We start from the raw sequence: 26,537 nt of genomic DNA, 5'->3' as shown, positions 1-26,537 counted from the left end.
TTAAAGTTTATTGTTTTCCAACCAAGCCTGAAACATCATAACATCCCACAACTGACCTTGCCAATTGCGTTTTCCGGATTGGAATTCCCCCCATTTTTTTGTGATAAAATCGGCGTCAAAAAATCCGCCTTCTTTTAGCTTTTTAGGATCTAATAACGCCGCTCCCCACTCTTTCAGTGGACCGCGCAACCAATCTTCGAGCGGTACTGCAAAGCCCATTTTAGGGCGTTCTATTAAATGTTTCGGTACATGTTTATAAAGCACTTGCCTTAAAATCCATTTATCGGTTCCGTTTTGAACTTTATAATTTACCGGTAATGAAAGGGCAAATTGCACAACGCTATGATCTAACATTGGCACTCTGGTTTCCAAAGAATTAGCCATAGCTGCTCGGTCTACTTTGGCCAAGTTGTTATTAGGCAGATAAGTAATCAAATCGGTCGCCATCATTTCATCAAAAAAGTTATCCGACAGGATTTGGTTGGTATCAAACTTAGTCATTGGGCGTTCAACACCAGGCAACCAATGTTTTAAATCGGGATTGTGATTCATCAAACCTTTGTGATAAAACTCTTTTCGGTCGTTAACTGTTAACATCGGCAACCCTTTGAAGAGTTTATCCGCAAAATTAACCGGCAGATTGATTTTATTTCTTTTCCCTTTTAGCGGCAGCAATAAAGTGTACCAAAAGTCATAAGGCAATGTATTAATTCCGGCATGAGCGGTCTTTCTTAAACCTTTGGGAATCTTATTGAGTTTGTACCAGGTATTATTGGCCAATTGATAGCGAGAATAACCCCCAAATAATTCGTCCCCGGCATCTCCCGACAAACTTACCGTAACTTTTTGACGGGCAATCTTAGCCACCATAAAAGTGGGTATTTGAGACGCTTCTGAAAAAGGTTCCGAATAAATTGAACTCAAGAGCGGCACAATATCCAAGGCTTCTTTATCGGTTACATAGGTTTCGTGGTGTTGTGTTCCTAAGTGTTTGGCCACTTCTTTGGCATATTGGGCTTCGTTGTATTCAGGTTTATCAAATCCGATACAAAAAGTATCAATTTTGTGTGATGAAACAGATTGCATTAAGGCTGCTATACAACTCGAATCTACCCCGCCCGACAAAAAAGCACCGATGGGCACATCGGAAATGGTTTGCAGCTTAACCGCTTCACAAAGCAAATTTTCCAAGGTATTAACAGCTTCATCGGCACTACCTTGGTACAGCGGATTAACCGCACGATTGGTTAAGGATTCTACCGACCAATACTGTGAAATTATCGGTTGCTTGTGTCCGTAAGCTAATGTTAGTTTGGCTCCGGAAGGTAATTTATGAATACCGCTGTAGATTGAGAATGGTTCAGGTACAGAAGCATAAGACATGAACAAGGCCAAAGCTCCTTTATCAACGGTATTGGTAAATTGTGGGACTGCTTTGATAGCGCTGAGTTCGGAAGCAAATACAAAACTTTGTCCAACATAACCATAGTAAAGGGGTTTCTCTCCCATTCTGTCCCGAACGAGCGTTAGTGTTTTGTCTTTTTTGTCCCACAGGGCCACCGCAAACATTCCTTTACATTTTTGTATGGTAGCATCCAAACCCCAAGTTTCAAAACCATAGAGTAAAGTTTCTGTATCAGAAGTACCTCGCCAATTAATATTTTCGGTCTTTTCGAGTTCTTTTCTTATAGACAAATGATTGTATATTTCGCCATTAAAAACCATCATATATCGACCGGAAACAGACTCCATGGGCTGATGACCGGTTGGTGTTAAATCGATAATCGACAATCTGGCATGGCCTAAACCCAATCCGAAATCGGCATCAAACCAAGTTCCTTTGCTGTCTGGACCTCGGTGGTGCAATTTTTGAACCATGTTGTTCAATACATGATTAAAATCCCATTTTTCTGGAGTAATAAAACCGGCAATTCCGCACATAGGTTAGATGGAGTTAGCTTTTGGCAATGAGTTTGTTTTTTCTTTTGATGTAAAAATACAGCAATAGCCCCAAAGGAAAGAAAAGATAGGTTAAGATTGGGTATTTATTTTTGCCAAAATAGTTGAATTCTTTCAATTGCAAACTGTTAGCAATAAAATGAATGATGGCTTTAATTTTAACAATAGCGTAACCTGAGTACTTCATTTCGATTACTCTTGAATAGCGAAATCCTCTTGGATGTCTTCGATACTGTCTGAAAATATTGCGAGTAGAGCCATCTTCCATATATTCGACCAAGCACAAAATCTCATTCAAACAAAGTAATTCGTATTGTTTATCAATTTGAACATACAATGAGCCAAGAGGCACAAAACTCTCTCCCGGATAGATAGGATAGGGCGGAAAACTTTTAACTACCGCAGTGCGATAAACCAGTTTTTTGTCGCCGTTGATTTTGTATTTGTGATACAAATCCTCTAAAGTGGCGCTTTTTAAATCTTTGGGGAACCATGCGCCTAATACCTTTCCGTCTAATGTAGCATCTAAGCCTACCAATCCGGCATAAGTATCGTTACCGTATTCGTCCCAATGGTTTAAAATCTTTTCGATAGCTTGGTCAGTAAAAAAGTCGTCCGAGTCCATACAAACGTTTAACTCGGTATCTATCATACTATATGCCGTGTTGTAACCGCCATGCATCCCCAAATTATTTTGATACACATAGTGTATCATTATTTTGCGTTCATCAATCCAACTTTGAACTAATTCTCGAGTATTATCGGTTGAGCCATCGTCAACAACCAGCCAAATAAAATCCTGACAAGTTTGGCGTAACAAACTATCATAAACTTGATGCAAACAATAGGCTCTGTTGTAAGTGGGCGTAAAAACAGTTATGCGTTTCATGATGATTAATTAGGCTGTAAATATCATTAATACGTAGGTGAACAAGAAATAAGCGAGAATTATTTTACCTATTATTTGGTGTTGTTCTTTGAAAAACATTCTTTTTAAAAACGGATAAATAATAACTACACCCAACAAAAACCAAGACAAGTAAGCAAAACGATTGGAGAAATTTGCTCTGATTACTAAAATCCAAAAAGCATTGGTCATCAAATACAAGTTGATGATATGCCGGTAAAACTCGTCTTCAAATTCTTTCTTGAAGATAAAATATAGCCCTGTAAAAACTCCGCTAATACTGTACAACAAGAAATCCCAACGAAATCCAATGGCACTGAACTCTTCCAAAATTTCTTCATCTTCTACGAAATAGCCCTGAATTTTATCGGCATCACCAAAGCCCAAACTGAGGAAGAAGCTCTCCAACTGCTTTCCTAAAATCAGTGATAACGGAATACACAACAACCAAAACAGAAAGATGTACTTGGTGTTCTTATAAAATGAGGTAAAGATATACATTACCAATGGGATAAGCATAGATTGGTGCACACCCAAAGCCAAAACAAATAACGCTATTTTGACCGCCCGACTATTTCTGGTAATGGCCAACAAAAAGAAGGATGTGGCCAAACCATTTCTGATTCCGTTTGTTCCGTAAGCCCAAAAACTCAATGAGGCAATCAACATAAAAAAAGCGTAAAAGCTGTATTCTCCAAACAGCTTTTTGGAGGCATAATAAAGAGGAATTATGTAGAGTGCGGCGCAAATCAGGAAAAACACTTCAACAGGAAAAATCTTGGAACACGATTTCATAAAGAAGTAAAACAAAGGGTCGCCTTGGGTTTCCATAAACCCATAATTCTGAAAATCATCGTATAACTTGGCATAGGTTCCCATGTCGCCAAACTCATAACTTACCGGCCTAAAACCCATGTATAGCGTAACAAAAACCAGCAAAAAGACTTCATAAAAACTATGACTTTTTAAATTCACACTATCTGCCAGTTTGAATTGATAAGCACGTAAAAAGATAACCAATGTAAACAACAACATGATGTTCAAATACACAGTGGTGTAGTATTCTATTGGTATAAATTCAATCATAGGTAGCTTTATCTGTTTTTAAAGTCTTTTCTTAATGTTAAACTACTAACTATCGCAAGTTATCATTTTTTACCTTTTAGTGCATTACTAAAAGATTAATTATTCTGATTTAAATACGCAAGAGCCACTTTCTCTAGGTCGTATTTCTGTAACAAAGTTGTTCTGTTTGCTATTAAATTTTCAGCGTATTTTGTATCATACAAAACCCTTTCTAATGCTTCGGCAAAAACTTGTTCCTCTTGGGTAGAATGGTTGTTTTCCGGTAGCGCAATTTTATTATCGAAGAAAGTAGGTGTTATGATACCCGACTCAGTAATGACTAAATCTCCATCTTTTTCCAACAATGAATTGCTCATCAATTCCGGAAGTCCGGCGGTACAATTTGAAGACACCACCGGTATGCCGCATGCTATTGCCTCAACTATTACGTTGGGAGTGCCTTCATATTTTGAGGAAAGGGCTAAAACTGAAGCCTGCTTTAAGTATTGATACGGATTGGCCTTTCGTCCTAAAAAAAACACCTTTTCATTGAGGCCTAATTGACCAACCAATTGGTTCATATATTCGAGTACATCCGGTGCACCATCACCAACAAAAACCAAATTACAATCGGCATTTTTCAACAAACTAAATGCTTTTAGCAAATGCCATGGCGATTTTACAGTGGTTAAGCGTCCTAAAAAAAGTATTGTTTTCTTTTGGAAAATTTTCTTCTCTTCTTCAGTTTCCAAAGGAATTTCTGCCATCTTTTCAATTTCGGCTATATGGTGCGGGTTGTAAATTACTTTCAGTTTTTCTGGAAAAGCAAAACCACAGTTTTGAAGTAAATCTTCTTTTATCGCTTTACTGATACAAACGACCTTATCTAAAAAGTAATAAGAAGTTTTATAACTCAGTTTTGACAATCGATTTAAAAAAGTATTATCGGTAAACTCCTTGCTCTTTGTTGAATGTATGCTTACAATTTTATATTCTTTGGTAAAAGTTAAAGAGCTGAAAATATTAGACATATCGCCAAAACCCAGAGAATAATTAAACCTGTTTTTTTGGATAATTTGACGAAGCTTCCAGGGTGCTTTTACATAAAAAAACAAGCGTTCCAATCGTCCCATGCCGCTAAAATCAATATTCGAAAGCGAGTATTCGTCTTCACCAAAATTGACTATATCAGTTGGCAACTTGATAATTTTTAAAACCTTAACCTCGTAACCTTTGGATTTATAGAAATTGTAAAAATTGAGCGCTAATCTCTCAATACCACCTACACCACCATATGGAATAATCAACAAAATCCGCATTAGTTAGAAAGAGATTTAAATAGTTCGTCCCATTGTTTAACTATATTTTCCGGCAGGTAGCGTTGGGCATTTTGCTTGGCTGCCAAGCCCATTTGCTTACGCATGGTTTCGTATTCTATAAGATGGGTTAATCCTTCGACAAAAGCAGTATTATTGCCATTTTGAATCAGCAAACCATCTTGGCCTTGGGTGATAATATCACTTGGTCCACTAGGACAATCAAAAGCGATACACGGGACACCACACGCCATGGCTTCAATTAACACCATTCCGAAACCTTCGGAGCGAGAAGGTAAAATTAACAAAGAGGATTCCAAATATTTTGCTTCAATATTTTTTACCGCATCGTGAAAATACATTTGGGTTACTCCCAATTGCTTGGCTTCCTCTTCAAAACGATTCTGACTGTCTCTTTTACCATAACAATGCAATTCCCAATCGGGATGAGACTTACACACTTGATGCCAAATCTTAATCGCGCTGTCATAGCCCTTTACCAAAGATTGTGAACCCACCAAAATAACTTTTTTTGTGGCTAAAGTGGCCGAACTTTCGGGGTAAAATGTGAGCGGATTGGGAATAACAATTACATTATTCGATTTCCATTCGTTGATATTGGATGGGGTTAGCACCACAAATTTGTTGAAATCGGAGGCTAAAGAGCGCATCAGTCCTTTCATTAATCTACCATAAAAACGATTACCGGTATTGATGGCCACCGAGGCATGTCTTTCATAGATTATGGGTCTATTCTTTCCTAACAATTTCGGTAGAAAAAAACCTTTTAGACCGTCATCACAAACCAAAACAATATCAGGGTTAAGCTGCCCAACACTTTTTTTTATTTGGGAAACATAGTCTATTAAAAAAAAGATTCCTTTTCGAGTAGCGTTGATTGTATGGAAAGTAATTTCAGGATGGAAGTTGTAAAAAGGATTCAAATGGCCATTATTGAGTACGATAATATGAACTTCATAACCGTAATCTTCTACCAATCGGGAAGTTTTGATAGACAGCACTCGTTCGAGACCGCCCGAGCCGTTAATTCCGTTGGTAATGTATAATAGCTTCATTAGGGTTGGTTAATAAAGGCGCGGCACTTTTCTTTTAAAGGTTCCGCCAATGCATGATGCTTGCCTAAATTTTTAACGATAGTATCTTTGGTAATCTTTCCTTCAAGAGGGAAATTAGCCGTAAACGCTCCGGTTTTAGCATTGATATCAATTCGGTTGAACAACTCTAAAATGCCATCAAAACGACAGGAATCTACAAAACTGTCAAATCCATTCACAAAAATCACCGGAGTTCCCATCGCCAAACAAGGTAAAGCACAATGAATACGAGAAGTAATGACTAATTTGGCCTTAGCGTACTTGTGCAATAAATCTTCCGCCATGGCAAACTTTTGCTCATCATTATAAGTATTGGCCGGTGGTTCTTGGTTGATATAGATGGCCGACTTTAATAAATCGGGACTGATAAAATGCTTCAGATGCTTTTTCTTTTTACCGAGTTGGAACAGCTTTCCGTTCAAAATGCTCTTCACAAACCACTTCCAATCCATCGTTACTTTTTCCCAACGAGGATAACTGTACAAAGGATCTACAATGTATATGTCTTCACCTCGTTCCGAATCATCTGCCTTATAAGTATCCAATGTTAAGGTCAAACAACCTGAAAAATAAGCCTCTATCCCTTTGGATTTTAGCAAATCGGCGGTGAACTGATCACGACAACCAATAGGCTCGTGTTTTTTTAAGTAAGCAATTCCTTTGTCATTTAACATTCCGGGAGCAGCGGTATTGTTAACGTGGAAAGAAACAAACAAAGGTTCTATATCTTCAGAAGGCACCCAATTGTTGTAATTGTGTGTAAACCATCCATTCATGATAACTTTCATTTTTTCTCCGTGATAATCGGCCAAACGTTCACGATTGATGTAAGTATCTACGCGAGGCATAAACTGCTTGGCAGCTAAACTTTGAATGTTGTCGCCAACGTTGAAAAAAATTTTGTTCTCATCGTATGAAAATATACCGTACTTCATGTTGATTGCTTTATATTTTTTGTCTTAGCTTGAGGTAAAAGTTGAATAGTTTGGGGAATTTATTGATAATCACAAACTTCCATTCCCTGCTTTTTTGCAACTTGTGTTGATTCTTATTAACAATACCATCTATATCAAGATTGGCAAAAGTACTGAATTTAGTCATCTCAACCGACTCTTCTTTGAGGATAAAAGGCTTTTGAATTTGTTTTGCCTTGTCTTGCAAACACTGCCACTCGTATTTAACGCCTACAGTCATCATCGAATCTTTATCGAAGTTCTTTAAAATCAGTTCATAAAAATCGGATGGAACAACAAAACCATAGTCATTTGGGTTAGCGCCTTCTAAAATAAAACCTAACATAGTGCGTTGGCATTTGGTACAGCGACTGCAATTGTAACCTGTTCGCCACTCAGAGTAGCATACTCTTAGCTTAACTTGGTGACCGGTTTTTTGGGCAAAAGCTACTATGTTTTCGATTTTCTGTGTTCTTCTGAGGTGAAAACCATCGTGTATCACTTTTTGATTGGCCCATCTTACTTTTTCATCAGTTTCTGAGGTAGAACCCCAACCGAAATTTACTTCAATCGTATTGGAAGAAGCAATCATGGTAGTAGTGATACCATAAAGCGCACTTAAAGGTGCAATCAAACTAAGCAAAGCCATACCATGTTGGATTTTTCCCCACCAACCAACACCAACCAACAAATCTACTTCGTAAGTGTAAAAGGTTCTTAAATTGGATTCCACATAGCAAAGACGGTCTTTATTGATAATGGCTTCTTCCTGATTGAATCTTTTAAAATCATTCCATCTTTTCTGATCTTCTACCTCAATATCAGCTCCAAGTACGGAAATGAGATACGGGTTTTTATCCAAATTTCTGGTAAGCGATTCAAAGGCATCCAAACCACCGCTGAACAGCAGGGCAAAATCTTCTTTTGGCAGTACATTAGCAACCGTTTTGCCTACATGCAATTTAGTATCGGCTTTTATTTGCGGAAAATGTATGGCAAATTCCTGCTTTAAACTTTGCAAGGAATGGTAAAAAGTTTCGTCCAACTCCTTGACATGCACATCAAACCCTACAAACCAGGCAATGGGCATAATGTTGGCTAAAAACGGAATTACATTGATGCTTTCAGGCAGAGAAGAAATGTCTTCGTGGTATTCGACATAATAGGTTTCTTTCTTACTGAAATATTTTGCTAAAGACTTATCGTAAGCGTACTGATAAGTCATTCTTCTTCCATCATTGGAGTAAACTATATTATCTAATGTCAGCATTTAACCTTAACGAGTTAAAAATTTAGGAAGCATACTTTTTATCGTATCTCTTTCCGTTTGATTCATACCAAAAGTAAACATGAGAAACGAAAATTGCACTACATAGACTGAAATTTTTACCATTAAATTCAGCCAATCTGATCCGGGCAGGAAATTTAAAACAAAACCTAAACCAACCGTGAGCAGGAAAGTGAGAAAGATTTTACGGAATAATTCTTTGAAAAAAAGTGAGATATTTAGCTTTAAAACCTTGTGGTAATAGATATTCATGATAAACTGACTGATAATCCAGCCTAAAGTGGTGCCCGAAATCAAACCAAAAACACCCCATTTTTCTATCAAAAAATAGCCTAATATGGTTCCTAAAACTATCAAAGTAATATAGGTAGTAGCTTTAAACGCAAAAGTACTTTTGGCTTCCAGTATAGAATTGGCAAAAGATTGTACCAATGGCAAAGTGTAAGACACCATGATAATCAAGGCGATCAGCCAAGAATTTTGATAAGTCTTCCCTACCCAAAGTTGAATAAACTGTTGCCCGTAAAGCAAAAAACCACCGAGTATCATTAAAAGAGTAATGAGTGAGAAACGACCGATGCGAATCATCATTGCAGTTAATTCCGCACCCGTAGCGTCAAGGGCTGTCATTTGGGTTGCTCGAGGTAAAAAAACGCTGGATATAGCCGTTGAAAAAGTACCGTAATAAGTGCCTAACATTATCCCTACTCCATAAATAGCCACAGCCGTAGTTCCGGAAACTATACCCAATATTACCTGACCTGATTGCCATTGGAATTGCCCCATAATGGCAAAAACAAATATCCAGAAGGAATAATTAAATATTTCTCGAACCAAAGCCAGTTCAACTTTATGCAACTTAAAGCTAACCCGCAACTTTTGAAAAACATAAAAAGCATTGATGCCTATGACTAATAAATTAATAATGGTATCTAAAATAACCACAGACACAGCATCACCACCCCAAATTAGAATTGCTACCAGAAGTAATGAGCGCACCAGGTATTTCACTATATTCAAAACTCTGGGAAATACAAAATGCTCGTAGGCATTAGCTATAGCGGCAAATGCGCCACCCGGTAGCGTAATGGTGAGATTGAAAATAAGAATCCCAAACATGATTTTGGCTTTGTCGAGCTCCTCGGGTGTTAGCTTTGTAAAAACTGTTTCCAAATGATAATACAAAAATACCCCGACAGCTAAAATTAAGGTTGCAATGACCGTGTAAATCAGCATCGTGGTTGCCAAAAAATTCTCTTCCCCTTTACGGTCTTCGAGGGCGCGATATTTAGCAACGAAACGTACGATTGCATTGTTGAGACCAAAATCCAATATACTGATATAGCCGATTAATGAGCCGATCAGAGTGTACAAACCGTACTCCGAATCGCCTAACTTTTGAATCATAAAAGGAGTTAATACTAATCCTATTCCATTGGTTAAGATGATGGTGACATAGGATAAAATAGCTCCTTTTTTGAGTTGACTCATACTTGGTGTATTTTATGAATACTGCTTTTCGTAGTAGCTTTGGTAGGCCCCCGAAGTGACATTTTTAAGCCAGTCTTCATTAGCCAAATACCAATCTATGGTTTGGGATAAACCTTCTTCAAAAGTAACTGATGGTTTCCAACCCAATTCGCTATTGATTTTTGTGGCGTCTATGGCATAACGCAAGTCGTGACCCGGACGATCTTTTACATAAGTAATCAATTGAGCCGATGTTCCCGGAGTTCTGCCTAATTTTTCATCCATTTTTTGACACAACAACTTTACCAGGTCGATATTTTGCCATTCGTTAAAACCTCCGATATTGTAGGTTTCGTGGTTTTTTCCTTGGTGGAAAACCAAATCAATGGCAATCGCATGATCTTTTACAAAAAGCCAATCACGGGTATATTTTCCGTCACCGTAAACCGGTAAAGGTTTGTTGGTCATGATGTTGTTAATGAAAAGCGGGATTAATTTTTCAGGAAAATGATTGGGACCGTAATTGTTAGAACAATTGGTTATCACATAAGGCAAACCATAAGTTTCTCCGTAAGCACGAACAAAATGATCGGAACTGGCTTTTGACGCCGAATAGGGAGAATTAGGAGCATAAGGAGACATTTCCGTGAACAAACCGGTCGCACCTAAAGTTCCGTAAACCTCATCGGTACTGATGTGGTAAAAACGCTTGCCTTGTGTATTGTCTTTCCAAATGGTTTTGGCCGCGTTGAGTAAGTTCATGGTACCATAAACATTGGTTTTTACAAAAGCCAACGGATCAGTAATAGAACGATCAACATGTGATTCTGCAGCCAAGTGAATCACACCATCAAATTGGTATTCTTGGAATAATTGGTTGATGAAATCTGCATCAACAATATCGCCTTTGATAAAAGTATAATTATCGCATTTCTCAATGTCGGTAATATTCTCAAGATTACCGGCATACGTTAAAGCGTCTAAATTGTAAATATGATAGTCTGGGTAGTTCAGTACAAATCTTCTCACTACATGAGATCCGATAAATCCTGCGCCACCTGTAATTAAAATCTTTTTCATTTTAATAAAATTAAAAGGGTATTTTGAGCATATGCTTATGGTTTTCCGGTAGAAAACCTTGATTCATTAAAAGCTTAAACTTTGAAAAAAGGAAAGCTCATTTTAATATTAGAGACGCGCATCCGCATTCTCTTTTAAAACACCTTTTACGTCAAATATAACGCCGTTGGTATTTTTTAATTTAGAAAAGTTGATTTCGGTAAACTCTTTGTGCGCTACACCCAACACTATAGCATCAAAAGTACTGTTGGGCAAGTTGTTAATGGTAGTTAAGCCATATTCGTGTTTTACTTCTTCTGGTTTTGCCCAAGGATCAAAAATGGTAACTTCGATACCATAATCTTCTAAAGCATGTACAACATCAACTATTTTGGTATTGCGAACATCCGGACAGTTTTCTTTGAAAGTTATACCCATCATCAGTAACTTGGCTTTATTGATGGTGATTCCTTTTTTAATCATTAACTTCACTACTTGAGAAGCCACATATTCACCCATACTGTCATTTAACCTTCTACCGGCCAAAATAATCTCCGGATGATACCCTTTTTCTTGTGCTTTTTGGGCTAAATAATAAGGATCAACCCCAATACAATGTCCACCTACTAAGCCCGGTTTGAAAGGCAAAAAGTTCCACTTGGTTCCGGCGGCTTCTAACACGGCGTGGGTATCAATTTCCAGTAAATTAAAAATTTTAGCCAGCTCGTTAACAAAGGCAATATTGATGTCACGCTGTGAATTTTCTATTACTTTAGCGGCTTCGGCAACTTTAATCGAAGGCGCCAAATGTGTTCCGGCCGTGATTACGGATTGGTACAAATCATTAACTCTTTGACCGATTTCCGGTGTTGACCCCGATGTAACTTTCAAAATCTTTTCAACGGTATGCTCTTTATCGCCCGGATTGATTCGCTCCGGTGAATAGCCGGCAAAAAAGTCGGTGTTGAATTGCAAACCGCTTACTCTTTCTAACACCGGAATACACTCTTCCTCTGTTACTCCGGGATAAACGGTAGATTCATAAATAACAATATCCCCTTTTTTCAAGACTTTCCCAACGGTTTCACTCGACTTGTATAAAGGAGTCAAATCAGGTCTGTTATTTTTGTCTACCGGAGTGGGTACCGTTACTATATAGACATTACAACTTTTGATATCGTCAATTGCACAGCTGCAGAAAAGGCCTTTTGAATCGGTAGGCTGAGACACCAGAACTTGTTTTAGCAAGTCTTCACTAACTTCCAAAGTAGCATCAACCCCCGAATTCAATTCGTTGATTCGATTTTGATTGATGTCAAATCCTATGACCGGATACTTGGTAGCAAACAATCTGGCTAATGGTAGTCCTACATATCCTAATCCTATTACTGCAATTTTGGTATTCATGAAAAAATATTAACTGATTTAACTCTTTTTAGTTGGCCACAAAGATACTTATTTAATTAAGAACCAATAGATTGATAAACAAACCCTATGGTTCTCATTTTTTCGGCGTCTAACAAATTTCTGCCGTCAAATACGAATGCCGGTTTTAACATGCTGTCATAAATTTTTTGCCAATCGTATTCTTTAAATTCATCCCACTCGGTTAGAATAGCAATGGCATGAGCATCTGCACACGCTTCATACGGGTTTTTAAAAGTTGCAATACTGTTGGCATTTTCTTCAGGTTGGCGGGTGTCCAAATAATTCAAATCTGACAATACCTGTTTTTGCTCAACCTTAGGATCGTAAAGGGCAATTTTGGCTTGCTCATTGATTAGGTCGTCTGCTACATAAATCGCAGCTGACTCACGGGTATCATTAGTGTCTTTTTTGAAAGCCCAGCCTAAGAAAGTAATTTTTTTACCCGAAACGGTATTGTAAAGGGTTTGCACTATGTTTTTTGAAAAACGTCTCTTTTGGTGGTCATTCATAATGATGACTTGTTCCCAATAATCGGCCACTTCATTCAAACCGAAAGCTTTTGAAATGTAAACCAAGTTCAAAATATCTTTTTGGAAACAAGAACCTCCGAAACCAACAGAAGCTTTAAGAAATTTAGAACCGATACGACTGTCCATTCCGATGGCTTTGGCAACTTCGTTTACGTTAGCCTCTGTTTTTTCACACAGCTCAGAAATGGCATTAATAGATGAAACTCGTTGCGCCAAAAAAGCATTAGCCGTTAATTTTGATAATTCGGAAGACCAAACATTGGTTTTCAAAATTCTTTCACGAGGTACCCAATTTGCATAAACCTCTACCAAAGCTTCAATTGCTTTCTGGCCATCAGTTGTAGTTTCTCCACCAATCAAAACCCTGTCAGGATTTAACAAATCTTGTACTGCTGTTCCTTCGGCCAAGAATTCAGGATTAGAGAGAATTTGAAATTTAACACCATTACCGGTATTGTCTAATATACTTTTTAAGGCTTCGGCCGTTCTAACCGGCAAAGTAGACTTTTCTACGATAATTTTATCGTTTTTAGCCACTTTTGCAATTTGACGAGCACACAATTCAATGTGTTTTAAATCGGCGGCCATTCCCTTTCCGGTACCGTAAGTTTTGGTGGGTGTATTTACCGAAATGAAAATTAATTCTGCTTCGTCTATTGCCTTATCAACGTTGGTTGAAAAGAAAAGGTTTCGGCCTCTTGCCTTTCCTACTATCTCATTCAATCCCGGTTCATAAATCGGAATATTATTGATATCTGTATCATTCCAAGCCGCAATTCTCGCTTCATTTAAATCTACCACAGTTACTTTGATATGTGGGCATTTCTCGGCTATAACTGCCATAGTCGGACCTCCTACGTATCCGGCTCCAATACAACAAATATTAGTTATCTTCATTCTAAAGTGTAATTTATTCTTTTTTTAAATTTTCCCAATACCAAGCAACTGCAGCTTTTAAGCCTTGTTGAAAAGAAAATTCGGGATGGTAATTCAATAATTTTCGGGCTTTGTCAATACTGGCCAATGAATGAGGAATGTCCCCTATTCTGTTGGGGCCGTGAACTACGGCTACGTCTGCAATAGCCGCGTCGAATTCAGACAAATATAATTTTAAATAATGCACCATATCATTCAACGTAGTTCTGTCGCCAAAAGCAGTATTGTAAACCGTATTCAAAGCTTCAGGATTCTTTGTGGTCATGGCCAATTCATTCATTTGAATCACATTATCAATATAAGTGAAATCTCTGGAGTAATTGCCGTCACCATTAATTATAGGGCTTTCGTGCTTTACCAATTGCATCACAAACTTCGGAATAACTGCTGCATAAGCACCGTTAGGATCTTGTCTTCTTCCGAAAACATTAAAATAACGCAAGCCAATAGTTTCTAAACCATAGGTTTTGGCAAAAATATCGGCGTATAACTCGTTTACATATTTGGTAATCGCATAAGGTGATAGCGGTTTTCCGATTTTATCTTCCACTTTGGGAAGGCTTTCCGAGTCGCCATAGGTGGAAGAACTGGCAGCATAAACAAAACGTTTGATTCCGGCATCTCTTGAAGCAACTAACATATTTAAAAAGCCGCTGACATTGACATCATTGCTTGTAATAGGATCGTTAATCGAACGTGGAACAGAACCCAAAGCCGCTTGATGTAAAACATAATCAACCGCTGTAACCGCATTTCTGCAGGTATCTAAATCTCTTATATCTCCTTCGATTAAAGTAAAATTTTCATTACTTAAAAAGGGCTCAATATTGTAGCGGTGTCCGGTAGCAAAATTATCCAAGCAAGTCACACGGTATCCTTTTTGCAAAAAGTACTCGCAAAGGTTAGACCCGATAAAACCGGCACCTCCGGTAATCAAAACCGATTTAGATACTGCGCTCATGCTTTATTTCTTGAATAATTTATATCTCATTTTGGCCCAAAAGCCTCTTGGCTCGTCATCTTCATGGTAACCGTTGGAATAGCCATAGCCATAACCATAGCCATAACCATAGCCGTAACCGTAACCCGTTCCGTACTTGGCTTTATTTTCGTAACCGTTGAATACTATACTGATATTGTTTAATTCACCTCGTTTGGTTCGGTTGTTTAGGAGCGTTAACATTTCCTTTTTGGTGAAATTTTGTCTGACAATGTATAAGGTAACATCACTGTATTGTGCTAATTCCAAGGCATCAGACACCAGTCCTACCGGCGGTGTATCCAAAACAATGTAATCATAAGTTCTTTTCAAAGTTTCAATCATTTCTTTCATGCTTTCACCCAAAATCAACTCAGAAGGATTTGGAGGAATAGGTCCTGAAGTTATCACATCCAAATGAGGAATGTGTGTGCTTTGAATCACTTCCTCTAATGATTTTTGTCCGATTAAATAATTTACAGCACCAATATCATTTCGAATATTAAAGTCGTCGAAGATTTTGGGTTTGCGTAAATCAAGTCCCAAAATGATTGTCTTCTTTTCACTCAAAGCAAAAACAGTGGCAATATTAATAGAACAGAACGTTTTACCTTCACCGCTGACCGAGGATGTCAACATTAAAGTTTTAGCGCCTTCAGAACTTTGCTTTTTGTATAAAAATTGGAGTGAAGAACGAATCGCCCGGAATGACTCAGACAAAGCCGACTTCGGTCGTTCAAAAACAGACAAATTAGATTCTGTGTGTTTCACACCTACAATTCCGATGATTGGAATTTGAGTGATAGCTGAAATATCATCAATATTTTGAATAGAATTACTGATGAAGAAGATGAAGAACACTATGACCAAAGGAATAAACAAACCTATAAAGAAGGCTAACACATAGTTAACCGCTGTTTTTGGCCCTAACAATCCGCCACCTACATCTTTGGCCGGATCAATAAATTGAATATCGGATAAGTTGGCCGCTTTTACAATAGACGCTTCACTTCTTTTTTGCAAATAGGTATTGTAAATGTTATTACTCAAATCGTATTTGCGGGAAATGTTCAAATACGCCTGATTGGTTTCAGGTAGCTTTTTGACCTCGCTTTCTAACTGACTGAGTTTTGTATCCACTTGTCGCAAGTCGTACTGTAAAGCATTTTTAAGTGAATTGGCATTCTCGAGCAATACTTTCTTAACCGATTGGATTTCGTTATCAATACGCTCATAAAAAATATTGCCTTTGGCAGAATAAACCATGTTAGATCTTTCGATAGACAAGGCAATCAACTTAGCCACGTTGTTAACAATATTAGGCTCTTCTATACCTGCTACGGTTGGCGCCGGTAACTTGGAAAAATCAACACTGCCGTTTAGATACGATTTTAACGAATTTAAATAGGCCAATTTGCGTTCTACTTCTTGCTTCTTAATATCATTTTCCGTTAACAGCTGTTTGAAGTTAGCGCCTTTATCTTCAATGTCTAAGATATTGTTGTTTCGACTGAAATCTTTGAGGTCTTCCCCGGAATCTTTAAGTTCACCTTCCATTCTTTGTAAGGTTTCGTCAATGAAAGCAATCGTATTGTCGGCAAACTTGTTTTTTTGTTCTAATTGTCTTTCAATCAATTTCAAAACCGTAGCATTGAGGTAATCAACCATTCGCTCTTTGTTGGTGCCTTGCATACCCAAACGAATAATAGAACCGGCTCTAACGTCGATTTCTACTTCTAACCCTTTGTAGGTTGTTACTGTTTCGTCAAAAGAATTGAAACGGATTAGGATTTCTTTCCCGATAAAATCGGCAGGAGCTTTTGTGAGTTCTAATTTCCAATTCAAAAAAGGCAAATTCACTTGTTGCCCAACACGGTATTTCTTCACTATCTCTGTTTCAAAAACAGGAATATTGGTAACAGAGTTATCCGAATACTTGATTACATTGGTAGTATTAGAAGGAATTGAAACCGCAATTTGGTACGTATCGGCAGAGGTAAGTTTTACTTTGATAAACTGCTCATGCAATTGCCCTTTAGTTTTATCAACTGTAATTTTAAACGGAACCTGACCGTAAACATCTTTAAGATAATAGTCGGTTTTGATCAAATAATCGGTATAAAACTGTAATTCATCAACTACCAATTCATTGTGAGATCTGGACTTTAAAGTGGTGGAAATCATTTGCACTTTGTCTGAAGTTCCGCCCCAATTAAAAACCAAACTCGTATTAGAGGTAAAAAAAGGGTTATTCTCTTCCTTAACCGCTATGGTAGTACCTATCCCGAAAATTTTCTGCTTTCTAACATTAACCTGATGTGCAATGGAAAAAGTTACAATCAACGATACTAAAAACCACTTCCAATAACTGACAATCTTGATTAAAAAACTCTTAAAATCAAAGCTATTTTGTTTTTCGAAAAAAGAAAAATCTTTTATGTCCAGCATGAATAAAGAATTTAGTTTTTAAGTAATAAGAAAGTCGTTGTGGCCAAAGACAATATAGTAATCACTGTGGATAATGATTCGATACCTGTTTTACCGGTTCCCCAAGTTTTTTGTTTCACCGGATTAACCAATATATAATCATTAGGTTGCAAGTTAAAAGCCGGAGAGTTAAAAGCGTTCGAATCGGTTAAATCTACCGAAAAAGTTTCATTCCCTGTGGCATTTCTCCTTATCACTTTCACATTTTTTCTGTCGCCGGTTATGGTAATATCACCTGCATTAGCAACAGCTTCCATTAAATTCACTCGGTCTTGATAAAGCACTTTAGTACCCGGAGTATTAACTTCACCGTTGATGGTATATCGAAATCCGGCCAACTTTACTACGGCAAAAACACCGGCTTCTTTGTTAAAATATTCCTTTAGTAATCGGCTTTCAATGATATTGGTTACTTCTTCTAAAGTTCTTCCTAAAACATTCAACTCCCCTAAAATAGGCAATCTTATGTTCCCGTGATCATCCACAGAGTAACCGTTAAAATAGTTGCTCAATTCATTTCCTCCGGTAGCAGATTGGGTTTGGGCAGTTACGTTGAAAATCTCGACCAATTCGGGGTCAATGGCCTTGATTTTAATGTTTAAGATATCGTTGATTTGTAATCTGTAGGGTTTTAGCGTAACCGATTCAACAGGCTGACTTGAAGTACTTTTGCTGTTTTCCTGCAGATAAATCAAGTCTTTGGAAGGGATACAAGAAGTAAAAAATAAACTGAATAGTAAGAGAATATATAGGGTGATTCTGTTCATTACTTATTAAAAAAAATTGCAAACAAAGATAGTTTTTCAATTCTAATTACAAAAATGTAGCCTATTTTATTTTACTATATATTTTTTAAAGAATTTTCAAACGGAATCCTGTTTAAAATGCTGCGTCCCAAAGTCACTTCATCGGCATATTCTAACTCATCTCCAACGGCAATTCCACGGGCTATGGTTGAGATTTTAACTTCAAAATCTTTGATTTGTTTGAAGATATAAAAATTTGTGGTATCGCCTTCCATTGTTGAGCTTAAAGCAAAGATTAATTCCTCGGTTTGGCCCGACTTGACTTTTTCAACCAAAGAATTGATATTTAACTGACCGGGACCAATACCGTCTATAGGCGAAATTTTGCCCCCCAAAACATGGTAAATTCCTTTGAACTGGTTGGTGTTTTCGATGGCCATAACATCGCGAACATCTTCGACCACACAAATAATTTTATGGTTTCTTGCCGCATTATTGCAAATCTCACAAACGGTAACATCAGAAATATTGTGGCATGAGTTACAAAACTTAATTTCCTCACGCATGGCCGTTAAAGCCTGCGTTAAAAATTGTGTTTGTTCTGCCGGCTGTTTCAACAAATGTAAAACCAATCGCAGGGCTGTTCGCTTCCCTATTCCGGGCAATTGTGCCATTTCGTTGACCGCACTTTCCAAAAGTTTTGAAGAAAATTCCATGAGGCAAAAGTAGTTAATTTGAAAATCATTCAATTTGAAAATTTGAAAATTAATGCATTACCTCATCTTAAAACTTTCACTTCTTCAAATCTTAAAATCGATACATTAATTTTGTATTTTGGCTCACTGTAAAAACAAACTCATGACGCCAACCACTATTTTAATCATCATCATTATTTACTTCGGATTACTGATATTGATTTCCAATATTGTCAGTAAAAAAGGTACCGATAACGACACTTTTTTCAAAGCCAATAAAAATTCCAAATGGTATTTGGTAGCTTTCGGAATGATTGGAACGGCGCTATCCGGCGTAACGTTTATCTCGGTTCCGGGCGAAGTAGGCAATCCCGATTTACAGTTCAAATACTTTCAGTTTGTATTGGGAAATGCCATAGGGTTTTTAATTATTGCTAAGGTATTGTTGCCCTTGTATTACCGCATGAATCTCACTTCTATTTACGGTTATATCGAGCAACGCTTAGGCACTGTAAGTTACAAAACCGCTGCTTCAATCTTTTTAATCAGTCGCACTATTGGTTCTGCTTTCCGATTGTATTTGGTGGTGATTGTATTGCAGCGCTATGTTTTTGACGCTTTCAATATTCCGTTTGCGCTTACTGTATTGATTTCTTTGGGCTTAATTTTCGCCTATACTTATCGAGGCGGTTTGAAAACGATTATTATAACCGACACTTTACAAACCTTTTTCTTAGTGTCTTCGGTGTTTTTGACGATTATTTTTATCTGTCAAAGTTTAGACTTGTCTATGGTACATGCTTTTGAAACGGTTAAAGAGAGTAACTACTCCAAAATCTTCTTTTTTGAAGACTATTTGAAAGGCAATTACTTTTGGAAACAAGTGCTGGGCGGCATTTTTGTTACCATTGCCATGGTTGGTTTAGACCAAGATTTGATGCAGAAAAACCTCAGCTGTGCCAACATTGGTGAAGCCCAAAAAAACATGTTCACCTTTACCGGGATTTTTGTACTGATTAACATTTTCTTTTTGAGCGTTGGCGCTTTATTGTATTTGTATGCCGAGAAAAACGGGATTGCAGTGCCGATGGTTGATGGCGTGGCGCGCACCGATTTGTTGTTCCCGGAAATTGCTTTTAATCATTTAACCATTGTACCGGCAGTAGTGTTTTTATTGGGCTTGACTGCAGCAACTTTTGCCACAACCGACAGTGCCTTGACGGCCTTAACGACATCTTTTTGTGTGGACTTTTTGGGTATGGATAAAACCGAAAACCAAAACAAACCCAACATTGTCAGAACGCGTCATTGGGTGCATTTGGGCTTTTCGTTTTTGATGTTTTTGGTGATTGTTTTTTTCAACGCCGTGAATGATGCCTCAGTGGTGAAAATGATTTTTAAAATTGCGTCTTACACTTATGGCCCGCTGTTAGGTTTATACGCCTTTGGCTTGTTTGTAAAAACGAAAAAGGTACACGACAAATGGGTTCCGATAGTTTGCGTGGTGGCACCGGCGATATGCTTCTTTATCAGTAAATACTCGGCGGAATTGTTAGGTAACTATGTGTTAGATAACGAGCTCATCATTGTGAACGGATTGATTACCTTCATAGGCTTGTTGTTGATTAGTAAACCGGCGACAGAAAATACCCGATACTAAAACGGATTGCTGTTTAGCCCTGATTGAAGTGGAAATCCTTTTTTGTTGAGATTTCTCCTCCGTCGAAATGACAAATCGTTTAACAAAAAAGATTGCAACGGAAAGCAGGAACACGGATTCCAAAGCAGCCCAAAGCATTCGCTTCAAACCTTTCTTAGTCGAACAATTTAAATTAATACTGATTGGTAGCCAACAAAACTAACGTACAAGCGACTTCTACTTTAATACCGTTGCTTTGCAACAGCTGGTAAAACTCCGGATTCTCGGTTCCGGGATTGAAAACAACGCGCTTGGGTTTAGTTTCGATGATATAGTTGTAATAGTCACGTTGGCGTAACGGATTGAGATACAAGGATACGGTATCTATATTCTTCAAAGGAATGGTTTTAGTATGGATTTTTACGCCGGCTACTTCACCTGTTTTTTGTCCGATGGCAAGTACGGCATGGCCTTTTTCCGTTAACATATTGATGGCTTTATAAGCGTATCTTTCCGGATTGGTGCTGGCTCCCAGCACTAATGTTTTCTTGTTTTTCATAGGGTAAATTTAAGCAATATTGTCGTTAAATTAACACGGTCTCTTTTTCTTTATTTATCTTTGCAGCGATTCAATCTTTATAAAATGGAAATCTTTTTGAACACTTTTTTGGTACTGTTGGGTGCATTATTTTCGGTTTTGAACCCTATTGGCGTCATCCCTTTCTTTGTGGGCTTGACCCAAGATTATGACAAGGCGGAACGCTCCAGGGTTTCCTTGATGACTGCAATTAATGTTTGTATTATTTTATTGATTTCGTTCTTTTTAGGCGAATATGTTTTGCGTTTCTTTGGCATTACCATTTCTGCCCTGCGCATTGCCGGCGGGATTTTGATTGCCAGCTCCGGATTCGGGTTGCTTAACGCTAATCCTAAAAAACGAAAAGGGATCAGTAAAGAAGTGGAAGAAGATTTGCAACACAGAAGTTCCATTTCGTTAACGCCGTTGGCCATGCCGATGTTGGCCGGTCCGGGTTCTATTTCGTTGTTGATTGCTTTTAACCAAGACCATCATTCTACTCCGGAAATTTTATCCTCAGTTTTTTCAATTGCAGTGGTGTCATTGTTGATATTTTTAATTTTAAGAAGTGCACATTATTTAGCCAAATACCTTGGTGCTTCGGGTATTGTAGCGATTTCCAGAATTGTTGGATTCCTCACAGTGGCCATTGGAATTCAATACATCATCAGTGCGGTATTAAGCATTATTAGAGGAATTTAATTTTTATTATTATGAAAAAAGCAATTGTATTACTTACAGCCATTTTACTCACAACAGCTTGTAAAACTACCCAAAACCAGTCAGACAGCAAGGAATTGAAAGAATTGGTCAGCATTATGCAAGGTCACTATTCTTCGGAAAAACAAGCATTGGCAGATAAGGATTATTACAACATATCATTGAGAATGACTCCGATATGGAAATCAAAAGGAAACTATTTGTTTGTTGAACAAGCCATTTTTGACAAGCAAGACAAACCTTATCGGGTTAGGATTTATAAAGTATCGCAAAGGGGCAACGAATTTATCAGTGAAATTTACACCTTGAAAGACGAAAAAGCATGGATTGGCAAATGGGCAACTCCGGAAGTATATGACCAATTGACCGAAGCTGATATCGAATTAAAATCGGGTTGTGAAGTGGTTTTAAAGCGTACCGGAAAAAATCGTTTTGAAGGTGCTACCGGCGATAAAACCTGTCCGAGTGAATTGCGTGGTGCCAGTTGGGCAAACTCTAAAGTTACCGTTACCGAAAAAACTATCCTTTCTTGGGATCAAGGTTTTGACAAAGACGGCAAACAGGTTTGGGGCGCTACCAAAGGCGGTTACGAATTCATTAAAATTTAATCAACTCAAATTTCAAAAAAAGAAAATCCCAAATTCCATTTTACAGTACTGAATACTGTTGAGTAATTGGAATTTGGGGTTTTGAATTTGGAATTTAATTTTTCGGTAGAAAAATTTCAGCCATCATACAACGTGCGCTACCACCACCGCAAGCTTCAATAGTATCTAAACTGGAATGGATAATTTCTACATGCGCTTCTAACTGGGTCAACTGCTTTTTGGTCAGAGATTTGTAGGCTGACTCACTCATCACCAAGTATCTTTTATCATCTTTGCCTTTTACCTCGAGCATATTGCCGGCAAAATTATTGACTTGCTCTTCCGTGATTAAAATAACTTCTTTATCGTCGCCACGCAAGCTGTCTAACACCATTTTACGTTCTTTTTTGTCGTCGATGCAATCGGCGCAAATAACAGCAAAAGTATCGCCTAAGGTTAACATAACGTTGGTGTGATAAATCTGTTTTCTTTCGCCGTTTACGGTTTGGAACGCTTCAAAAATCACGGGAGTGAATTCGAAATCTTCGCAAAATTCAATCATCAATTCTTCATCGGCACGAGGCGAAAGCGCACAATAGGCTTTTCCGTTTTCGCGGTCTAACAGCAAACTTCCGGTACCTTCCAGAAACACATTGTCTTCTTCGGCGGCCGTGTAATCCATGATTTCATTAATCACAAAACCTTCTTCTTCCAAGATGTCCAAAATATCTTCTCGGCGTTCGGCACGACGGTTTTCGGCAAACATGGGATACAAAACCACATCCCCATTTTCGTGAAAGGAAATCCAATTGTTCGGAAAAATACTGTCGGGTGTATTTGGCTCCAGCGTATCTTCCACTACTGTCACATTAACTCCGGCTTTTCTTAATTTGGTCACAAAGGCATCAAATTCGGCTTGGGCTTTGGCATTAACAGTTTCAGGCGATAAGCCGTCGAGTACTTTTTGGTAATAATTGTTTACCGCTGTTTGTTCGTTCATACGAAACGCCACCGGGCGTATCATGAGTATGGAGTTGGTTGTTTGTTTCATTTAGTTTGTTTTAAAATTTCAAGGTTTCGAGTTTCGGGTTGGTCAACTTAAAACTTGAAACCTATTTTTAATCTCTAATCAACGGTAAAGTTGAGCATCTCAGTAAGCCTTCTTGTTTGGCTATTTCTGCGTATGGAATTTCTTCTACTATAAAATCGTTTTTGCGAAGCCACTGGTTTAATCGGGTAAAGTTGCGTTCCGAAACCACTACATTCTCATCAATAGAGAACACATTGGAATTCATGTGGTACATTTCATCTCGGGTAATGTGAAATAAATTTTCTTTCCCGAACAATTTCACCAAAAAAACATAATCCGATTCTTCGCGGAAACCGCTTTTGTAAATGATGCCCTTGTTTTTACCCACCGGTTGGAAGCAACAATCTAAATGCAAGGCATTATCGCGGGCTTCAAGTTTGGATTTTACCAAATCAAATTCTTTGACTTTTTTATGCGGAAATAGTTCTTTGATGTAATTCACCCCTTGCATATTGGTTCGGGCTGTAATGTAATCTTTATAATCGGAACCTTTGTAAGTGCCTATAAAGATATAATCATTCCACAACATAACATCGCCTCCTTCAATGTGGACTTCTTCCGGAGGGCGAACCACTTTTTTGGGGTCAATTTGGTCGATGACGTACTGAATGGCATCGAGTTCACGCTCTCTATCGGGCAAAATATTGGCTTTGATAAAAATATCATCGATAACAAAACCAATATCTCGGGTAAAGATTTGGTTGTAGTTTTCAATCATTTTCGGGCGAAAAACCTGCACATCATATTTTTGAAACACTTGGTTAAAGGCTTCCATCTCTTTGACCATATCGGCTTCTACAGGATAAGTGCCGGCCAAGATGTGCTCTAAAGATTTTGGGTCATAAGCTTCTTCGGCGGTTGGCGTCGGACCGTTGTTTTCGGCCGAACCTAACACCACTGCCCTAAGTCGGGAAGTTTCGTTTTTTACATTTAAGGCTAACATAAATTAGTTTTGGTAATGGACAAATATAACAAAGCTTCTCGGTTGGGAGAAGCTTTGTTTAAAAGTATTTGGACAATTAACTAATTCTTGATGAGTTTCTCGGTGTGGATTCGTCCGTCTTCTGAGGTAATGTTGATGATATATACTCCATTGGCATAACCACTGACATCTAAACGGGTTTTATCGGTGAGTTCGATAGGGCGATCTAAGACTACTTTGCCATCTATGGAAGTGATGTTAACTTTATTAAATTGGGCGTCTTTCATCACAATTTCGATAGTACTGCTGGACGGATTCGGAATTATGGCAAAGCCATAGGCCAATTTGACTAAATTCACATTAGCATCATAAGCCGAAACTATGGTTTTAGCTTCTTTTACCTCAGCCGGTTTGTATACAAAGTTATCGGTACAACCCTCAGGATAGGCCGCAAATTGAGATCCCGAAACCGCTTCAAAGCCCGGATTGAGTTCCACATAGTTCGCGGCATGATACACTACTCCGTTACCAGTAACATTATCCCCAACCGAAACGATATTGGCTGCTTTAATCCAATCGGAACGTTCTCTTTCTTTAATAGTTGGCGCAGCAGTGTTGTTATGATCATCTGCAGGTGAAGCTAGTGTTAAAGTAGGTTGACAACAATTGTTAAAGGTTACATCAGGACCAACATTAGTAGAACTGTCTGAGATATCATATACAAATGTACCGGCAGGACAAACCACATTGAAGGTGGCATTCACTTCGAACTCAAAATCACCGCTTGGCGATACCCCAAACTGACTTGGCGGCACAGTAAAACAGAAAGTGCTTGATGTTAGTTGCGAAGGAGCAGCAACAGTAGAAACTACTGTTCCGTTTTGCATGATATTGAGCGACATCGTGTTTAAAGTGGCATTAACCGGTGGTTGGTAAGTTCCGCAAACTTCAATTGGTGTGGTACCACTCATATCAGGACAGTTGATTTCTGTTGGATTGGTGTCTAAGGCTCCCAACTGCGGCACGGCACAAGTTAAGCCACAAATATTGTCTATGTAAACGGTTCCGAAATGCGCAGACGGTTGACAATCACTGATGGTAAATTCGATTCTTCCGGGTTGGTTTAAAATTTCTCCCACATTCAATCGGGCACAAATCCAACCGGTGTACAATACACGACGATTACTGTTTACGATTAATCGGTTAAACAAACAGTTATCGGGATTGGCTATGATACAAATTTCATCGACCACATTGTTGTTTTGGTCGTAAACCCTTACCCTGAAAAAAGGTTGAATAGGCTGACCGTGTGCCGGTTTATTATCCATAATCAACGAAAAATTAAAATCAATTGTTGGTTGATCGATGGAAGTAAAAGTACGTGACATGGTTGTAATATCCGAAGAACCGAATCCGCCGGCATTATTCAACTTAATACATTTGGAAACACCATTTCCGTTTAAGGTTGGCACATTAACCCCCAATCCTGCCAATGTAGGATCAAACATTTGGTATCCCGGACTACCGCTGTCAATTAAAGTAATGGTTGAGCTGAAGTTGTTGGTGGTTGGGGTAACCATATTAGAGGCCGTAGGCGTTGTTGGAGTGGCACAAGACAAAAAGAAATCTTCTCCGGATGCCGGTTGCGGATAAGCATCAGACCAAAAAGTGTAACCGGCGGTGTTGTTTTCAAAATCACCGTTGACACAAGTTTGCATGATGGTTGGCGAAGGTTGTTTGGCGATGTAAAATTCTTTCTTATCAGGATTTTGAACAAAAAACAACTTTCTCAATTCATAAATCTTGGCATTAGCAATAGCCTTTTGTAATTCTTCTTCTGAGAATTCCTCTTCTTCACGCAAGTGTTTGATTACTTCATTGGTCGTTTCTTTCGACAAACGATAGTGCTTAAAGTTATCGTTGATGAAACCCACGATTTCTTTTTCGATTTGATTCGAATACTCGATTCTTCGATTTTCATCAGTCAAGTACTGATCGAGCTGAGCAGAAGCCCTCCCCGAACACAGCAGCAAGCAACTGATAAACGCTATTTTACAGATCTTAACCAT

22 protein-coding genes are annotated in these 26,537 nt (G+C 38.2%); 3 read left to right on the top strand and 19 right to left on the bottom strand.

The window, feature by feature from the left end; all coding sequences use genetic code 11:
* The 15 genes from asnB to recR form a co-directional block, all read right to left on the bottom strand.
* Window positions 1-1,941: an asparagine synthase (glutamine-hydrolyzing) gene (asnB, locus tag ACJG85_RS06000; RefSeq protein ID WP_412477149.1), complete on the bottom strand. Its 1,941-nt coding sequence runs from the start codon at window positions 1,939-1,941 to the stop codon at window positions 1-3.
* Between the two features lie 13 nt (window positions 1,942-1,954).
* Window positions 1,955-2,848, bottom strand: a complete 894-nt coding sequence (locus ACJG85_RS05995; RefSeq protein WP_412477148.1) for a glycosyltransferase family 2 protein — start codon at window positions 2,846-2,848, stop codon at window positions 1,955-1,957.
* A 9-nt stretch (window positions 2,849-2,857) separates the two neighbouring features.
* Entirely contained in the window at window positions 2,858-3,952 is a 1,095-nt protein-coding gene (locus ACJG85_RS05990) for an EpsG family protein (RefSeq protein ID WP_409677043.1), read from the bottom strand.
* Between the two features lie 95 nt (window positions 3,953-4,047).
* Window positions 4,048-5,250, bottom strand: a complete 1,203-nt coding sequence (locus tag ACJG85_RS05985; RefSeq protein WP_412465140.1) for a glycosyltransferase — start codon at window positions 5,248-5,250, stop codon at window positions 4,048-4,050.
* Window positions 5,250-6,323, bottom strand: coding sequence for a glycosyltransferase family 4 protein (locus tag ACJG85_RS05980; RefSeq protein WP_412477147.1), 1,074 nt, complete (start codon window positions 6,321-6,323; stop codon window positions 5,250-5,252). The genes ACJG85_RS05985 and ACJG85_RS05980 overlap by 1 nt, the downstream gene beginning before the upstream one ends.
* Window positions 6,323-7,297 carry a polysaccharide pyruvyl transferase family protein gene (locus tag ACJG85_RS05975; RefSeq protein ID WP_409677037.1) on the bottom strand — a complete coding sequence of 325 codons (975 nt, stop codon included), beginning with the start codon at window positions 7,295-7,297 and terminating at the stop codon, window positions 6,323-6,325. The genes ACJG85_RS05980 and ACJG85_RS05975 overlap by 1 nt, the downstream gene beginning before the upstream one ends.
* A 10-nt stretch (window positions 7,298-7,307) precedes the next feature.
* Window positions 7,308-8,585: a hypothetical protein gene (locus ACJG85_RS05970; protein ID WP_409677035.1), complete on the bottom strand. Its 1,278-nt coding sequence runs from the start codon at window positions 8,583-8,585 to the stop codon at window positions 7,308-7,310.
* 6 nt (window positions 8,586-8,591) lie between these two features.
* Window positions 8,592-10,094, bottom strand: coding sequence for an oligosaccharide flippase family protein (locus ACJG85_RS05965; RefSeq protein ID WP_412465138.1), 1,503 nt, complete (start codon window positions 10,092-10,094; stop codon window positions 8,592-8,594).
* A gap of 12 nt (window positions 10,095-10,106) precedes the next feature.
* Window positions 10,107-11,153 (bottom strand): dTDP-glucose 4,6-dehydratase, encoded by a 1,047-nt coding sequence (gene rfbB, locus ACJG85_RS05960; protein WP_409677031.1) that lies wholly within the window; start codon window positions 11,151-11,153, stop codon window positions 10,107-10,109.
* Between the two features lie 108 nt (window positions 11,154-11,261).
* On the bottom strand, window positions 11,262-12,539 hold the full coding sequence (locus ACJG85_RS05955) for a nucleotide sugar dehydrogenase (protein WP_412477146.1): 1,278 nt from the start codon (window positions 12,537-12,539) through the stop codon (window positions 11,262-11,264).
* A gap of 56 nt (window positions 12,540-12,595) precedes the next feature.
* Window positions 12,596-13,987, bottom strand: coding sequence for a UDP-glucose 6-dehydrogenase (locus tag ACJG85_RS05950; RefSeq protein ID WP_412465136.1), 1,392 nt, complete (start codon window positions 13,985-13,987; stop codon window positions 12,596-12,598).
* A 13-nt stretch (window positions 13,988-14,000) separates the two neighbouring features.
* A complete protein-coding gene (locus ACJG85_RS05945; RefSeq protein WP_412465135.1) occupies window positions 14,001-14,987 on the bottom strand; it encodes an SDR family oxidoreductase in 987 nt (328 codons plus the stop codon).
* Window positions 14,988-14,990: 3 nt separating this feature from the next.
* Window positions 14,991-17,453, bottom strand: coding sequence for a polysaccharide biosynthesis tyrosine autokinase (locus ACJG85_RS05940; RefSeq protein WP_412477145.1), 2,463 nt, complete (start codon window positions 17,451-17,453; stop codon window positions 14,991-14,993).
* Window positions 17,454-17,464: 11 nt separating this feature from the next.
* Window positions 17,465-18,259, bottom strand: a complete 795-nt coding sequence (locus tag ACJG85_RS05935; protein ID WP_409677021.1) for a polysaccharide biosynthesis/export family protein — start codon at window positions 18,257-18,259, stop codon at window positions 17,465-17,467.
* A gap of 74 nt (window positions 18,260-18,333) precedes the next feature.
* Window positions 18,334-18,954 carry a recombination mediator RecR gene (gene recR / locus ACJG85_RS05930; protein WP_412477144.1) on the bottom strand — a complete coding sequence of 207 codons (621 nt, stop codon included), beginning with the start codon at window positions 18,952-18,954 and terminating at the stop codon, window positions 18,334-18,336.
* Between the two features lie 142 nt (window positions 18,955-19,096).
* Here recR and ACJG85_RS05925 point away from each other — a divergent pair, with 142 nt between their 5' ends.
* On the top strand, window positions 19,097-20,593 hold the full coding sequence (locus ACJG85_RS05925; RefSeq protein WP_412477143.1) for a sodium:solute symporter: 1,497 nt from the start codon (window positions 19,097-19,099) through the stop codon (window positions 20,591-20,593).
* Window positions 20,594-20,765: 172 nt separating this feature from the next.
* Here ACJG85_RS05925 and ACJG85_RS05920 read toward each other — a convergent pair whose 3' ends face one another.
* Window positions 20,766-21,131, bottom strand: coding sequence for a CoA-binding protein (locus ACJG85_RS05920; protein ID WP_412477142.1), 366 nt, complete (start codon window positions 21,129-21,131; stop codon window positions 20,766-20,768).
* Between the two features lie 84 nt (window positions 21,132-21,215).
* Between ACJG85_RS05920 and ACJG85_RS05915 the strand changes: the two genes are divergently transcribed.
* Window positions 21,216-21,851: a MarC family NAAT transporter gene (locus ACJG85_RS05915; protein WP_409677015.1), complete on the top strand. Its 636-nt coding sequence runs from the start codon at window positions 21,216-21,218 to the stop codon at window positions 21,849-21,851.
* Window positions 21,852-21,862: 11 nt separating this feature from the next.
* Entirely contained in the window at window positions 21,863-22,477 is a 615-nt protein-coding gene (locus ACJG85_RS05910) for a chromophore lyase CpcT/CpeT (protein ID WP_412477141.1), read from the top strand.
* A gap of 94 nt (window positions 22,478-22,571) precedes the next feature.
* Here ACJG85_RS05910 and ctlX read toward each other — a convergent pair whose 3' ends face one another.
* The 3 genes from ctlX to ACJG85_RS05895 all read right to left on the bottom strand — a co-directional run bounded on the left by ctlX (window position 22,572) and on the right by ACJG85_RS05895 (window position 26,537).
* Window positions 22,572-23,507, bottom strand: a complete 936-nt coding sequence (gene ctlX, locus ACJG85_RS05905) for a citrulline utilization hydrolase CtlX (RefSeq protein WP_409677012.1) — start codon at window positions 23,505-23,507, stop codon at window positions 22,572-22,574.
* A gap of 67 nt (window positions 23,508-23,574) precedes the next feature.
* Complete coding sequence (locus ACJG85_RS05900; protein WP_409677010.1) at window positions 23,575-24,489, bottom strand: dimethylarginine dimethylaminohydrolase family protein; 915 nt, start codon at window positions 24,487-24,489, stop codon at window positions 23,575-23,577.
* 80 nt (window positions 24,490-24,569) lie between these two features.
* Complete coding sequence (locus ACJG85_RS05895; protein WP_412477140.1) at window positions 24,570-26,537, bottom strand: T9SS type A sorting domain-containing protein; 1,968 nt, start codon at window positions 26,535-26,537, stop codon at window positions 24,570-24,572.

This window comes from Flavobacterium mekongense (assembly GCF_047038255.1).
GTDB classification, from domain to species: Bacteria; Bacteroidota; Bacteroidia; order Flavobacteriales; family Flavobacteriaceae; genus Flavobacterium; species Flavobacterium mekongense.
This window is presented reverse-complemented; position numbering and strand designations above follow the sequence as displayed.

What these genes read in the sequence shown, in the direction of transcription:
- asnB (WP_412477149.1), bottom strand. Translation starts at nt 1,941, where the DNA reads ATGTGCGGAATTGCCGGTTTTATTACTCCAGAAAAATGGGATTTTAAT.
- ACJG85_RS05995 (WP_412477148.1), bottom strand. Translation starts at nt 2,848, where the DNA reads ATGAAACGCATAACTGTTTTTACGCCCACTTACAACAGAGCCTATTGT.
- ACJG85_RS05990 (WP_409677043.1), bottom strand. Translation starts at nt 3,952, where the DNA reads ATGATTGAATTTATACCAATAGAATACTACACCACTGTGTATTTGAAC.
- ACJG85_RS05985 (WP_412465140.1), bottom strand. Translation starts at nt 5,250, where the DNA reads ATGCGGATTTTGTTGATTATTCCATATGGTGGTGTAGGTGGTATTGAG.
- ACJG85_RS05980 (WP_412477147.1), bottom strand. Translation starts at nt 6,323, where the DNA reads ATGAAGCTATTATACATTACCAACGGAATTAACGGCTCGGGCGGTCTC.
- ACJG85_RS05975 (WP_409677037.1), bottom strand. Translation starts at nt 7,297, where the DNA reads ATGAAGTACGGTATATTTTCATACGATGAGAACAAAATTTTTTTCAAC.
- ACJG85_RS05970 (WP_409677035.1), bottom strand. Translation starts at nt 8,585, where the DNA reads ATGCTGACATTAGATAATATAGTTTACTCCAATGATGGAAGAAGAATG.
- ACJG85_RS05965 (WP_412465138.1), bottom strand. Translation starts at nt 10,094, where the DNA reads ATGAGTCAACTCAAAAAAGGAGCTATTTTATCCTATGTCACCATCATC.
- rfbB (WP_409677031.1), bottom strand. Translation starts at nt 11,153, where the DNA reads ATGAAAAAGATTTTAATTACAGGTGGCGCAGGATTTATCGGATCTCAT.
- ACJG85_RS05955 (WP_412477146.1), bottom strand. Translation starts at nt 12,539, where the DNA reads ATGAATACCAAAATTGCAGTAATAGGATTAGGATATGTAGGACTACCA.
- ACJG85_RS05950 (WP_412465136.1), bottom strand. Translation starts at nt 13,987, where the DNA reads ATGAAGATAACTAATATTTGTTGTATTGGAGCCGGATACGTAGGAGGT.
- ACJG85_RS05945 (WP_412465135.1), bottom strand. Translation starts at nt 14,987, where the DNA reads ATGAGCGCAGTATCTAAATCGGTTTTGATTACCGGAGGTGCCGGTTTT.
- ACJG85_RS05940 (WP_412477145.1), bottom strand. Translation starts at nt 17,453, where the DNA reads ATGCTGGACATAAAAGATTTTTCTTTTTTCGAAAAACAAAATAGCTTT.
- ACJG85_RS05935 (WP_409677021.1), bottom strand. Translation starts at nt 18,259, where the DNA reads ATGAACAGAATCACCCTATATATTCTCTTACTATTCAGTTTATTTTTT.
- recR (WP_412477144.1), bottom strand. Translation starts at nt 18,954, where the DNA reads ATGGAATTTTCTTCAAAACTTTTGGAAAGTGCGGTCAACGAAATGGCA.
- ACJG85_RS05925 (WP_412477143.1), top strand. Translation starts at nt 19,097, where the DNA reads ATGACGCCAACCACTATTTTAATCATCATCATTATTTACTTCGGATTA.
- ACJG85_RS05920 (WP_412477142.1), bottom strand. Translation starts at nt 21,131, where the DNA reads ATGAAAAACAAGAAAACATTAGTGCTGGGAGCCAGCACCAATCCGGAA.
- ACJG85_RS05915 (WP_409677015.1), top strand. Translation starts at nt 21,216, where the DNA reads ATGGAAATCTTTTTGAACACTTTTTTGGTACTGTTGGGTGCATTATTT.
- ACJG85_RS05910 (WP_412477141.1), top strand. Translation starts at nt 21,863, where the DNA reads ATGAAAAAAGCAATTGTATTACTTACAGCCATTTTACTCACAACAGCT.
- ctlX (WP_409677012.1), bottom strand. Translation starts at nt 23,507, where the DNA reads ATGAAACAAACAACCAACTCCATACTCATGATACGCCCGGTGGCGTTT.
- ACJG85_RS05900 (WP_409677010.1), bottom strand. Translation starts at nt 24,489, where the DNA reads ATGTTAGCCTTAAATGTAAAAAACGAAACTTCCCGACTTAGGGCAGTG.
- ACJG85_RS05895 (WP_412477140.1), bottom strand. Translation starts at nt 26,537, where the DNA reads ATGGTTAAGATCTGTAAAATAGCGTTTATCAGTTGCTTGCTGCTGTGT.